The organism is Pseudomonas sp. B3(2017), from assembly GCF_002113595.1.
In the GTDB taxonomy this organism is placed as follows: Bacteria; Pseudomonadota; Gammaproteobacteria; order Pseudomonadales; family Pseudomonadaceae; genus Aquipseudomonas; species Aquipseudomonas ekonensis.
The window spans coordinates 242,374-254,317 of the sequence record NZ_NEIU01000005.1 but is presented as its reverse complement, the minus strand read 5'-3'; the positions used below and the strand labels follow the sequence as shown (position 1 = coordinate 254,317).

At 65.8% G+C, this 11,944-nt stretch carries 9 protein-coding genes and 1 other RNA gene; 9 read left to right on the top strand and 1 reads right to left on the bottom strand.

The window, feature by feature from the left end; genetic code table 11:
- Positions 1-103: 103 nt before the first annotated feature.
- The 6 genes from zipA to CAG33_RS09970 all read left to right on the top strand — a co-directional run bounded on the left by zipA (position 104) and on the right by CAG33_RS09970 (position 7,480).
- On the top strand, positions 104-961 hold the full coding sequence (gene zipA / locus CAG33_RS09995; protein ID WP_085577578.1) for a cell division protein ZipA: 858 nt from the start codon (positions 104-106) through the stop codon (positions 959-961).
- A gap of 88 nt (positions 962-1,049) precedes the next feature.
- Positions 1,050-3,407, top strand: a complete 2,358-nt coding sequence (gene ligA / locus CAG33_RS09990) for an NAD-dependent DNA ligase LigA (RefSeq protein WP_085577577.1) — start codon at positions 1,050-1,052, stop codon at positions 3,405-3,407.
- 71 nt (positions 3,408-3,478) lie between these two features.
- On the top strand, positions 3,479-4,645 hold the full coding sequence (locus CAG33_RS09985; protein ID WP_085638191.1) for a putative zinc-binding metallopeptidase: 1,167 nt from the start codon (positions 3,479-3,481) through the stop codon (positions 4,643-4,645).
- A 111-nt stretch (positions 4,646-4,756) separates the two neighbouring features.
- Positions 4,757-4,853, top strand: an RNA gene (gene ffs, locus CAG33_RS09980) — signal recognition particle sRNA small type.
- Between the two features lie 231 nt (positions 4,854-5,084).
- Positions 5,085-5,492 (top strand): hypothetical protein, encoded by a 408-nt coding sequence (locus CAG33_RS09975; protein ID WP_085577575.1) that lies wholly within the window; start codon positions 5,085-5,087, stop codon positions 5,490-5,492.
- A 35-nt stretch (positions 5,493-5,527) separates the two neighbouring features.
- On the top strand, positions 5,528-7,480 hold the full coding sequence (locus tag CAG33_RS09970; RefSeq protein ID WP_085638188.1) for a hypothetical protein: 1,953 nt from the start codon (positions 5,528-5,530) through the stop codon (positions 7,478-7,480).
- 281 nt (positions 7,481-7,761) lie between these two features.
- On the opposite strand, the gene CAG33_RS09965 is transcribed toward CAG33_RS09970, so the two are convergent.
- Positions 7,762-8,511 carry an ABC transporter substrate-binding protein gene (locus CAG33_RS09965; protein ID WP_085631371.1) on the bottom strand — a complete coding sequence of 250 codons (750 nt, stop codon included), beginning with the start codon at positions 8,509-8,511 and terminating at the stop codon, positions 7,762-7,764.
- A 145-nt stretch (positions 8,512-8,656) separates the two neighbouring features.
- On the opposite strand from CAG33_RS09965, the gene dnaX reads away from it, so the two are divergent.
- The 3 genes from dnaX to recR all read left to right on the top strand — a co-directional run bounded on the left by dnaX (position 8,657) and on the right by recR (position 11,933).
- Entirely contained in the window at positions 8,657-10,759 is a 2,103-nt protein-coding gene (gene dnaX, locus CAG33_RS09960; protein ID WP_085638184.1) for a DNA polymerase III subunit gamma/tau, read from the top strand.
- A gap of 68 nt (positions 10,760-10,827) precedes the next feature.
- Positions 10,828-11,166, top strand: coding sequence for a YbaB/EbfC family nucleoid-associated protein (locus CAG33_RS09955; protein ID WP_085577571.1), 339 nt, complete (start codon positions 10,828-10,830; stop codon positions 11,164-11,166).
- Positions 11,167-11,330: 164 nt separating this feature from the next.
- Positions 11,331-11,933, top strand: coding sequence for a recombination mediator RecR (gene recR, locus CAG33_RS09950; protein ID WP_085577570.1), 603 nt, complete (start codon positions 11,331-11,333; stop codon positions 11,931-11,933).
- The last annotated feature ends 11 nt before the right edge of the window (positions 11,934-11,944 follow it).

The following is an 11,944-nucleotide window of genomic DNA, read 5'->3' as shown; positions in this document are numbered from 1 at the left end:
GCAAAACGCCTGTCAGAACATAGAGTTGGCGCCACGTTTTAAAGCGGTTTGCACAATGTAAACCCCTTATTTTTCAGCATTTTTCATAGAGGCACGGGATTACATGGAAATCGGTCTGCGCGAGTGGCTGATCGTCATCGGCATCATTGTGATAGCCGGTATTCTTTTCGATGGCTGGCGCCGCATGCGCGGCGGCAAGGGAAAACTGAAATTCCGTCTTGACCGCAATCTGTCCAACCTGCCGGACGAGGACAGCAATGCCGAGTTGCTGGGCCCGGCCCGCGTGCTGGAAACCCACAAGGAACCGCAGCTGGACGAGCATGATTTGCCGTCGGTGAGCATGCCCGCCCGTGAGCCGCGCGAGCCGCGTGAGTCCGGCTCCAAGCGCAGCAAGCGCGGCAGCAACAGCCCGGCCCAGGGCGACCTCGACCTGGACGTGGACGCCGGCCCGAGCTTCAGCAGCCGTGACGACGACTTCATCGCCGACACCAAGCCGTCGCCGGCGGTGGGCGACAAGGATCAGCCGCAGGCCGAGGAAGTGCTGGTGATCAGCGTGATCTGCCGCGACCCGGCCGGCTTCAAGGGCCCTGCGCTGTTGCAGAACATCCTGGAAAGCGGCCTGCGCTTCGGCGAGATGGACATCTTCCACCGCCACGAAAGCATGGCCGGCAACGGCGAAGTGCTGTTCTCCATGGCCAACGCGGTCAAGCCGGGCATCTTCGATCTGGACGACATCGACCATTTCAGCACCCCGGCCGTGAGCTTCTTCCTCGGCCTGCCGGGCCCGCGTCATCCGAAACAGGCCTTCGACGTGATGGTGGCCGCCGCCCGCAAGCTGTCCCAGGAACTGAACGGCGAGCTCAAAGATGACCAGCGCAGCGTCCTGACCGCGCAGACCATCGAGCACTACCGTCAGCGCATCGTCGAGTTCGAACGTCGCGCCCTGACCCAGAAACGTTGATCCAAAAGGTTGCCCTGCGATGCACCGGGCAATCGGCAAAACAGATTGAGCAGCTTCGGCTGCTCTTTTGCTTTATGAGAGAACACCCATGACTGCCGTCGAAACCCGCATTCTAGAGCTGCGCGCCGAGCTCGATCAGCACAACTACCGTTACCACGTCCTCGACGAGCCGAGCATTCCGGACGCCGAGTACGACCGGCTGTTCCACGAGCTCAAGGCCCTGGAAGCGGCCCACCCGGAACTGGTCACCCGCGACTCGCCGACCCAGCGCGTCGGCAGCGTGGCGCTGACGGCATTCACCCAGGTGCGCCATGAAGTGCCGATGCTCAGCCTCGGCAACGCCTTCGAAGAGACCGACATGCGCGAGTTCGACCGACGGGTGACCGAAGGCCTGGACCTGCCGGCCGGCGACCTGTTCGGCGGCGGTGCGGCGGTGGAGTACAGCTGCGAGCCGAAGCTCGACGGCCTGGCCGTCAGCCTGCTGTACCAGGACGGCCTGCTGGTGCGCGGCGCCACCCGTGGCGACGGCACCACCGGCGAAGACATCAGCGTCAACGTGCGCACCGTGCGCAACATCCCGCTGAAGCTGCACGGCAGCGGCTGGCCGGCGACCCTGGAAGTGCGCGGCGAAGTGTTCATGTCCAAGGCCGGTTTCGAGCGCCTCAACGAGTCTCAGCTGGAGAGCGGCGGCAAGACCTTCGCCAACCCGCGCAACGCCGCCGCCGGCAGCCTGCGTCAGCTCGACTCGAAGATCACCGCCAACCGCCCGCTGGAATTCTGCTGCTACGGCATCGGCCAGGTGTCCCACGACATCGCCGACACCCACATCGGCAATCTCAAGCAGCTCCAGGCCTGGGGCATGCCGATCAGCCACGAGCTGAAACTGGCCAAGGGCATCGACCAGTGCCTGGACTACTACCGCGACATCGGCGAGCGGCGCAACGGGCTGGCCTACGAGATCGACGGCGTGGTGTTCAAGGTCAACAGCATCGCCGACCAACGCGAGCTGGGTTTCCGCGCACGGGAGCCGCGCTGGGCCATCGCACACAAGTTTCCGGCCATGGAAGAGCTCACCGAACTGCTCGACGTGGAATTCCAGGTCGGCCGCACCGGCGCCGTCACGCCGGTGGCGCGCCTCAAACCGGTCAAGGTCGCCGGCGTCACCGTGGCCAACGCCACGCTGCACAACATGGACGAAGTGGCGCGCCTGGGCCTGATGATCGGCGACACCGTGATCATCCGCCGCGCCGGCGACGTGATCCCGCAGGTGGTGCAGGTCGTCGCCGAGCGCCGGCCCCACGATGCGCGTCCGGTGCAGATCCCCGAGAACTGTCCGGTCTGCGGCTCCCATGTCGAGCGCACGCAACTGGTCAAGCGCAGCAAGGGCCGCGAAACCGTCAGCGAGGGCGCGGTGTACCGCTGCGTCGGCCGTCTGGCCTGCGGGGCGCAGCTCAAGCAGGCGATCATCCACTTCGTGTCCCGTCGGGCCATGGACATCGAAGGGCTGGGCGACAAGAGCGTCGAGCAGTTGGTGGATGAAGGGCTGGTGAATTCGCCGGCCGATCTCTACGCGCTCAAGTTCGACGACATCGTCGATCTGGAAGGCTTCGCCGAGGTGTCGAGCAACAAGCTGCTGGCCGCCATCGACGACAGCAAGAAGCCGGGGCTGGCGCGCTTCATCTATGCGCTCGGCATCCCTGACGTCGGCGAGGAGACGGCCAAGGTGCTGGCGCGTTCGCTGGGTTCCCTTGAGCGCGTGCAGCAGGCCTTGCCGCAGGTGCTGACCTACCTGCCGGACATCGGCCTGGAGGTGGCGCACGAAATCCACAGCTTCTTCGAAGACGACCACAACCGTCAGGTGATCGGCGAACTGCTGGGCCATGGCCTGCAGATTCAGGACCAAGGCGAGCTGGGGGCGGAATTCGCCGCCAGCACCACGCTGGGCGGTTTGCTCGACAAACTGCACATTCCGTCGGTCGGCCCGGGCGGAGCGCAGAAGCTGGCGGACAAGTTCGGTTCGCTCGAAGGGGTGATGAACGCCGACTGGCTGGACATGCGTCAGGCATTGCCGGAGAAGCAGGCCAATTCGGTTCGCGAGTTCTTCGCGTTGCCCGAGCACCGTCAGCTGGCCGAGTCCGCCGAGCGACAATTGCGCGATTTCGGCATGCACTGGCAGAGCGAAAAGAAAGTCGTCGAAGGCCTGCCGCTGGCCGGCCAGACCTGGGTGCTGACCGGCACGCTGGAGCTGATGAGCCGCGACATCGCCAAGGAAAAGCTCGAAAGCCTCGGCGCCAAGGTGGCCGGCTCCGTGTCGGCCAAGACCCACTGCGTGGTCGCCGGCCCCGGCGCAGGCTCGAAGCTGATCAAGGCTAATGAGCTGGGGCTCAAGGTGCTGGACGAAGAGGCGTTCGTGGCGTTCCTGAAGGGGCACGGTATCGCTGTTTGATCGAATGCCCTGCGGGAACGGTCAAGGCGCCGCAATGATCTAGTCTTGGCTAACCCCAGGGAGAGATCGCCATGTATCGCTTTTTCGAGCAGCTCGGTTCCCGCCTCATCGCGCCGTTCGCGGGCGAACCTTCGCGCAGCAGCAAAGTCTGGCCGTGCCGTTGCGGCCAGTCGCTGTTCTTCCGCAACAGCCAATGTCTGGCCTGCAATGCGGTGCTCGGCTACCAGCCGGGCCGGGCGCTGCTGACCTCGCTGCAGCCGGGGCCGGAGCAGGGCACCTGGACGCTGGATGCGGCCCCGGACGCCGGCCTGTTCCGCCGCTGCGCCAACCTCGACACGCCCGCCGCCTGCAACTGGCTGCTGCCGGCCATCGGCGATGATGTCCTTTGCGCTGCCTGCCGGCTCAACCGCACCGTTCCGGACTTGTCCGATGCGCAGAACCCCGAGCGCTGGCGCAAGGTGGAGATCGCCAAACGACGGCTGGTGGCGCAACTGATCAGCCTCGGCCTGCCGGTGATCCCCAAGTCCGTGAATGAGGACACCGGCCTGGCCTTCGACTTCATCGGCATCGACCGCGAGGGCAACGCGCCCGTCACCGGCCATGCCAACGGCCTGATCACCCTCGACATCAAAGAAGCCGACGACGCCCACCGCGAGCAGGTGCGGGCGGCGATGCACGAACCCTACCGCACGCTGCTCGGGCACTTCCGTCATGAGGTCGGGCACTATTACTGGGATCGGCTGATCGCCGACGGGCCCTGGCTGGGGGCGTTCCGTAACCTGTTCGGCGACGAGCGGGCCAGCTACGCCGAAGCATTGGAGCGGCACTATCGGGAAGGCGCCCCGGCGGACTGGCAGCAGAGCCACGTCAGCGCCTACGCCACCATGCACCCTTGGGAAGACTGGGCGGAAACCTGGGCGCACTACCTGCACATGATGGATGCCGTCGACACCGCGCTGGGCTTCGGCATGAGTGCGCGGGAGGTGGAGCTGGACTATCCGCCGTTCCCGGCCAGCGTGCTGTATGACCCGGAGCATCCCGAAGGGCCGGCGTTCCTTTCGTTCGTCAACGCCTGGATCGAGCTGGCGGGGATGCTCAACGAACTGTCGCGCAGCATGGGCCAACCGGATTTCTATCCCTTCGCGCTGCCGGCGGCGGTCATCGCCAAGCTGCATTTCATCCACCTGGTGACCCAGCAGGCGGGCGGCAGGGCGGACGAAGTGCTTCAGGCGCAATAGCAAGTGCTTGAACCTCTTCATGTTTTTATTCTGCAACCAGCGGTTGTAACTTCGCCTCAGATAGGTACAATGGCGCGGCTCGCCGACAGGTGAGCGTCGTTATGGTGACCCTATCGGTCCCCCCGCAACGATTACCCGTGAACCTGGTCAGAGCCGGAAGGCAGCAGCCACAGCGGGAACATTGTGTGCCGGGGTGTGGCTGGTAGGGTTGCCACCTTAACGAACACCGAACGCGTCAACACCGAACTGCATGGGTTTCGCCCACTGCGGTTTTTTTGTGTCTGCGATTTGCCTGTTTGGCCTCGATCCTTTGCGCAGGCGGGCCTGCCCGCGGTGGCGCCATCGTGGCGTTAATATTTCCAATCAGGTTCCCGTGCCTGCGTCGAGGACGGGGGTGGCATACTCCAGCACCTGTCATCGAGAAAGTGGAGCGGACGAAATGGATGACTTGATCCGAGAAAGGATCCGCGACTGGCAGTTCAGGCGCCTGGAGATCAAGGAGCGGATGCAGTCGCACCCCGAGGAGACGCTGGAGCTGGCGCAGGTGCTGGACCTGATGGATGAAGAGCATGCCGCGATCCTCAGCGGCGCGGCCGGCCATGAAGCGGACGCCGGCGTCGCAGCCGACGAGGCGCCGCAGCCGGCTGCCGGTGCGTTCAGCCTGCAACTGCATGTGGCTGCGCACAGCGGCGAGGACTTGAGCCGCCTGCTCGACCTGGCCGTCCACGAGCTGCAGAAGCGCATCCAGGCCAACGAGGCACCGGGAGGCTGCCCCGGCAACATGTCGGGCACCCTCGGCGACTATCGTTTCGAGCTTCACCTCAACGACGGGGTCGCCGATGAATGACCCTGTGACCCGTTTTCTGCCGGCGACGAGGGCGTATGCACCCGGAACACGTTGATCTGTCCAGCCCCGTGTACTTGCCGGTCACCGATGACACCTGCACAGGGCTGCTGCAGGCGGACGGCGCCACCCTGCTCGGCACCCTGACGGATCCGGAGCTGGCGGCGGTGCTGGTCATCCAGAACCTGGCGCAAGCGGCGCAGCAGGCGCTGACCGCCAGTGCGGCGGAAGCGGTGCTGACCAGGCTGATCGCCTGGTCCGTCGAGGCGCGGCCCGGTGGCGGGGCGGGCTTGCTGGCGGAGGCGCAACGGCTGTTCGACCCGCGCAAGCTGTACTTCGGCCTGAACGTCATCAAAGGCTTGGGACTGCGCCTCCTGCCGGCCGACGAGGTGGCGGCGAAGCGTTACCTGCTGCCCGACGGCCAATGGGATACCGGATTCAAGATCCGCCATTTCACCGCCAACAATCCGTTCAGCCAGCAGATGGTGACGCCCCGGCACCGCGAGCGCTGGCTGAGCCCTGCGCAAGACAAGCTGATTCGAACCTTCCGCGCCAACCTGGACGAAGACCTGCACGTGCAGGGCTACGCCGGCATCGGCAAAAGCCACGTGCTGGGCGCCCTGATGGAGTGCCTGCGGCCGGGCGCCACGCTGGTGCTGGCGCGCACCGCCGAAAAGCTGGCGACCCTGCGCGAGCGGGCTGGCCAGGGGCGGATGGGCAGCGCGTGCGCCACCTTCGAGGGGTTTGCGCGCAACCTGTTGCACGAGCCGGTTTCCCGATCGGCGGGTAAGCGCTCGGCAGGGCCGGGCCGGCAAGCGCTGTGCGAAGCGTTGAACATCCTCGGTTTTCAGGCCCGTGACGTTCAGGCGACTCTGGATCTTTGCCTCAAGGTGGTTGAAACCTACTGCGGCTCACGGGATCGCAGCCTGTCGAGCAGGCATTTCCCCGTGTTCAGGACGCCGTTGACCGGTCTGGAGGCCAACGTGCTGCTCGAGTATTCGAGTCGGCTGTGGGGCTATCTGCAGGCCGATCCGGCGTGGGCCGGCCAGACCGGCTTCGAGGCGCTGCTGCTGATCAAGCGGGCGAGCCTCGCAGGCTGCCGGGTGCCCGACCGTTACACGCATGTGCTGATCGACGAAAGCCAGGACGTTCCAGCCTCCCTGCTGCAGATGCTGGAGCGGGGCCGGCAGGTGCTGATCACTTTGGGGGATGAGTACCAGCACGCCAGCCGCGACATCGTCAAAAGAAAGCGTGAAGTGCGCCGCAGTGACATCAACTGCTCCGTGCGTTCTGGCCGCAGCGTCGAGCGCCTGGTCAACCCGTTGATCTTGCTGCACTCGCAAAAGAGCAAGGTGCCCTTTGAAGGCGCCCGCGACGCCGATGTCGGCATCGAGCATTACCCGCAAGGCTTTGTGCCGCCTGAAGGCTGCGTAGTGTTGACGGCCTCCCGCTGGGACACCATGAAGTGGGCCCTGGAGCTGCTCGACGCCAACTGCCCGTTCAGCTTTGCGGACGCGGCGGCGCAGGCGGGCTTCATGACGTCGGCCATCGAGCTGTTCAGGTCGGAGCGCTACGGCGGCGGATTGCGCGAAGGCGCGCTGCATCCGGCGTTCAGCGATCTGCCCGACTGGCGGCAGGTGCGTGAGGCCAACCGGTTCGACGGGTCGTTCCTGTGGGTCGAGGCCAGACTGGAAAAGGGCCTGACGGTAGCCGACCTGAACCGCATTCACCTGATGGCCGGCATCCCGGGCAAGCGCTGCCTGCTGATGCGGGCGGAGGAGGCGGGTGGCATGGAGTTCGACCGGGTTCTGCTGACGCCCGAGCTGCTCACCACCGAGCCATTCAGGGACGCCGACGAATTCGACCACCGGATCTGCGCCGTGTACATCGCCGTGTCCCGCGCCAGGCAGCAGCTTTACCTGCCGTTCGATGCCGTCGAATGGGTCGAGTACCACAAGGACCGGCCGTTCCGGGAGCGGCAGGGTTACTGACCGGGACCGCCACAAGGCCCCTGTGGGAGCCTGTTGGCGATGGCGATGGCGGTGGGTCAGGCGCCGGCGATGTCGGCCGTGATGGCCCAATCGCTGGCAAGCCAGCTCCCACAGGTTTTTGTGGCGTACCTAGATCCTGCAAACACCCGGGATACCTGTGGGAGCCAGCCTGCTGGCGATGGCGGCGGGGCAGGCACTGGTGATGCCGGATGTGCCGGCCTCATCGCTTGCAGGCAAGCTCCTACAGGTTTGCGGTGGCCGCTGATCTGGCTTTCATAGGGTCATTTGGAGCTTTCGGGCGTGCCGGTGTAGAGCCGGATGATGTCATCGATCTCCCCCGACATTTTCATCCTCAGCAGCGTGCGCAGGATCCGCTGCGCCGGCACCTGCGGATCGTTCCTCACGTAGCAGCCGACATGCTGCTCCTGCAGCACCGCCACCCCTTGCAGTTGCTGCCCCGGCAGCAGGCGTTGGTTGAACCAGTCCAGGGTCCATTGATTGCTCACGGCGTAGCGGTAGCGCCCGGCGATGAGCTTCTCCAGCACCTGTTCCTGGTTGCGTGCGTCTTCGCGTTGCAGGCGGCCGCTGTCGAACAGCGGTTGCAGGGTGGGGTAGGCGTAACCCAGCACCGTGCCGACGGGTTGGTGCGCAAGGTCAGCGGGGTCGATGCCGGTGGGCGGGCCCTGAAGGCTGATCAGCAGGTCGCGCTGGAACAGCAGCGGCACGCTCCAGAGGTAGTCGCCGGACTGGTTGGGCAGCCAGGACTGCGCGGCATAGCAGCGCACGTCGACCTCGCCGTGCTCCATGGCGTTCTGCACCCGGGTGCGGGGTAGCACATGAAATTGCGCCGGCACGCCGACCTGGGTCGCGAGGCTGAGCATCATGTCGTACAGGATGCCCTGGGTCGGGCGGCCGCGTTCGAACTGCACCATCGGCATCGCCCAGCTGTCGGCGACGACGAAGCGCAGCGGCGCGTCCGACGCCGCCACATTCAGGCTGATCCCCAGCATTGTCCCCAAGGCCCACCGCATAAACGCTCCGGCAATTCCCGATCCCGAACCGATAAACGCCTCTGAGCATGCAGCTTAGCCAGATTAGGCGAGGACACCGGATGCAATTTTGCCCTTGCTCCGCTAGCATTAGCCGCTTCTGCTTCCTTTGCCGCGACGGTTTTCGATGAGTTATCAGGTTCTTGCACGTAAATGGCGTCCGCGCTCGTTCCGCGAAATGGTCGGCCAGACCCATGTGCTCAAGGCTCTGATCAATGCCTTGGACAGCCAGCGGCTGCACCACGCCTACCTGTTCACCGGCACCCGCGGGGTCGGCAAGACCACCATTGCGCGGATCATCGCCAAATGCCTGAACTGTGAGACAGGCATCACTTCCAGCCCCTGCGGCGAGTGTTCGGTGTGCCGCGAGATCGACGAAGGCCGTTTCGTCGACCTGATCGAGATCGACGCCGCGAGCCGCACCAAGGTCGAAGACACCCGCGAGCTGCTCGACAACGTGCAGTACGCCCCGAGCCGCGGACGCTTCAAGGTCTACCTGATCGACGAAGTGCACATGCTCTCCAGCCACTCGTTCAACGCGTTGCTCAAGACGCTCGAAGAGCCGCCGCCCTACGTCAAGTTCATCCTGGCGACCACCGACCCGCAGAAACTTCCGGCAACGATTCTGTCGCGCTGCCTGCAGTTCTCCCTGAAGAACATGACCCCGGAGCGGGTGGTCGAGCACCTGACCCACGTGCTCGGCGCCGAAAACGTGCCGTTCGAGGACGACGCCCTGTGGCTGCTGGGCCGCGCGGCGGACGGCTCGATGCGCGACGCCATGAGCCTGACCGACCAGGCCATCGCGTTCGGTGAAGGCAAGGTGCTGGCCGCCGATGTGCGGGCGATGCTCGGCACCCTGGATCACGGCCAGGTCTACGACGTGCTGCATGCGTTGATCGAAGGCGATGCCAAGGCCTTGCTCGAAGCCGTGCGCCATCTGGCCGAGCAAGGGCCTGACTGGAACGGCGTGCTCTCGGAGATGCTCAACGTGCTGCACCGCGTGGCCATCGCCCAGGCGCTGCCGGACGGCGTCGACAACGGCCACGGCGACCGTGACCGCGTGCTGGCGCTGGCACAGGCGCTGCCTGCCGAAGACGTGCAGTTCTATTACCAGATGGGCCTGATCGGCCGCCGCGACCTGCCGCTGGCGCCGGATCCGCGCGGCGGCTTCGAGATGGTGCTGTTGCGGATGCTGGCCTTCCGGCCCGCCGACGCGACGGACGCCCCGAGGCAAACGCTAAAGCCGGTGGGGATCAGCCAGGCCACAGTTGATTCCGCGAACGCAGTGGCTGCCGCGCCGAAGGCTGCTCCGGTGGCGGCGGTTGCTCCCGATCCTGAGCCGGCCCCCGCGCCGGCGGCCGTTGCGCCGGTGCCCGCACCTGCGCCTGCCCCGGAACCGGCCCCGGAGCCTGTCCAGGCCGCTCCAGCAGCGGAGCCCGAGCCGGAACCCGTCGCCGAGCCCGAGCCGGTCGTCGACCTGCCGTGGAACGATCCGGTGGATGCGGTTCCGGTGCAGCAGCCGGCCGTCGAGCCGGTGCTGGATACCGTCGCCGAGCAGCCGGACCTGCCGCCGGTGCTGTCGCCGACCCCGGACAGCGTGGTGCCGGACGCGCCGGAGTGGGCCTCGGCGGCGATTCCCGAGCCGTCCATGGCCGATGTCGATGCCGCGACCCCCGGCATGGACGCCGACGACGAACCGCCGCTGGACGAGGACTACATCGAGCCGGACATGGATTCGGCCTACAGTTACCTCGATGACCTGGCCAGCGAACATGCCGCCGAACCTGCGCCGGAGCCCGAGCCTGAACCCGCTGCGGCACCGGCCACCGGCCTGGCCCTGCAATGGCTGGAGCTGTTCCCGAAACTGCCGGTCTCCGGCATGACCGGCAGCATCGCCGCCAACTGCACGCTGATCGCGGTCGACGGCGACCATTGGCTGCTGCACCTGGACCCGGCCCACAGCGCGCTGTTCAACGCCACCCAGCAACGCCGGCTCAACGATGCGCTGAACCAGTACCACGGGCGCACGCTGAGCCTGTCCATCGAGCTGATCAAGCCTGAGCAGGAAACGCCGGCCCAGGCCGCGTCCCGCCGACGCGCCGACCGTCAGCGCGAGGCGGAGGAGTCGATCCACGGCGATCCGTTCATCCAGCAGATGGTGCAGCAGTTCGGCGCGGTCGTGCGGCACGATACTATTGAACCTGTCGATGCCCTGGTCGCCCAGGGCTAACCAATGAAGGCGCCGGGCCGCGAACGCCGGGCGCCGTTTTGATCCAAGTACTTTTTGAGGTGATTCCCATGATGAAAGGTGGCATGGCCGGCCTGATGAAGCAGGCGCAGCAGATGCAGGAAAAAATGGCCAAGATGCAGGAAGAGCTGGCCAACGCCGAAGTCACCGGCAAGGCGGGCGGCGACATGGTGAGCGTGGTCATGACCGGCCGTCACGACCTCAAGCGCGTCAGCATCGACCCGAGCCTGCTGCCGGGCCTGGACGATGACGACCGCGAAGTGATCGAAGACCTGGTGGCCGCCGCCGTCAACGACGCCGTGCGCAAGATCGAAGCCAACAGCCAGGAGAAAATGGGCAGCATGACCGCCGGCATGCAACTGCCGCCGGGCATGAAACTGCCGTTCTGATCGGCTTCGCGCATCGCACGCAACACGAAAATGCCAGGCGTTTGCCTGGCATTTTTGCAGGTGCCGCCTTCAAGAGGCGTCCCGGGCCCGTAGGGCCGGACAATTGACGCTGTCCGGAGGCGCGGGTATAAACCGCGTCTCGTTGTTTTGTCGGACTTTTCCCCATGAGCTTCAGCCCTTTGATTCGCCAACTGATCGACGCCCTGCGAACCTTGCCGGGAGTGGGTCAGAAAACTGCCCAGCGCATGGCGTTGCAGTTGCTCGAACGCGACCGCAGCGGCGGTACGCGTCTGGCCCAGGCGCTGAGCCAGGCCATGGAGGGGGTCGGGCATTGCCGCCAGTGCCGCACGCTGACCGAAGACGACCTGTGCCCGCAATGCGCCGATCCGCGCCGCGACGACACGCTGCTGTGCGTGGTGGAAGGGCCGATGGATGTCTACGCGGTCGAGCAGACCGGGTTCCGCGGGCGCTACTTCGTGCTCAAGGGGCACCTGTCGCCGCTGGACGGCCTGGGTCCTGAGGCCATCGGCATTCCCCAACTGATGGCGCGCATCGAAGAGGCGGGCACCTTCACCGAAGTCATTCTCGCCACCAACCCGACGGTGGAAGGCGAGGCCACGGCGCACTACATCGCCCAACTGCTGCACAACAAAGGCCTGGTCGCCTCGCGCATCGCCCATGGCGTACCGCTGGGCGGCGAGCTGGAGCTGGTGGACGGCGGGACGCTGGCCCACTCGTTCGCCGGGCGCAAGCCGATTTCCCTCTGAAGGTCGGCTGC

What these genes read in the sequence shown, in the direction of transcription:
- CAG33_RS09975 (WP_085577575.1), top strand. Translation starts at nt 5,085, where the DNA reads ATGGATGACTTGATCCGAGAAAGGATCCGCGACTGGCAGTTCAGGCGC.
- CAG33_RS09970 (WP_085638188.1), top strand. Translation starts at nt 5,528, where the DNA reads ATGCACCCGGAACACGTTGATCTGTCCAGCCCCGTGTACTTGCCGGTC.
- ligA (WP_085577577.1), top strand. Translation starts at nt 1,050, where the DNA reads ATGACTGCCGTCGAAACCCGCATTCTAGAGCTGCGCGCCGAGCTCGAT.
- recR (WP_085577570.1), top strand. Translation starts at nt 11,331, where the DNA reads ATGAGCTTCAGCCCTTTGATTCGCCAACTGATCGACGCCCTGCGAACC.
- dnaX (WP_085638184.1), top strand. Translation starts at nt 8,657, where the DNA reads ATGAGTTATCAGGTTCTTGCACGTAAATGGCGTCCGCGCTCGTTCCGC.
- CAG33_RS09965 (WP_085631371.1), bottom strand. Translation starts at nt 8,511, where the DNA reads ATGCGGTGGGCCTTGGGGACAATGCTGGGGATCAGCCTGAATGTGGCG.
- CAG33_RS09985 (WP_085638191.1), top strand. Translation starts at nt 3,479, where the DNA reads ATGTATCGCTTTTTCGAGCAGCTCGGTTCCCGCCTCATCGCGCCGTTC.
- CAG33_RS09955 (WP_085577571.1), top strand. Translation starts at nt 10,828, where the DNA reads ATGATGAAAGGTGGCATGGCCGGCCTGATGAAGCAGGCGCAGCAGATG.
- zipA (WP_085577578.1), top strand. Translation starts at nt 104, where the DNA reads ATGGAAATCGGTCTGCGCGAGTGGCTGATCGTCATCGGCATCATTGTG.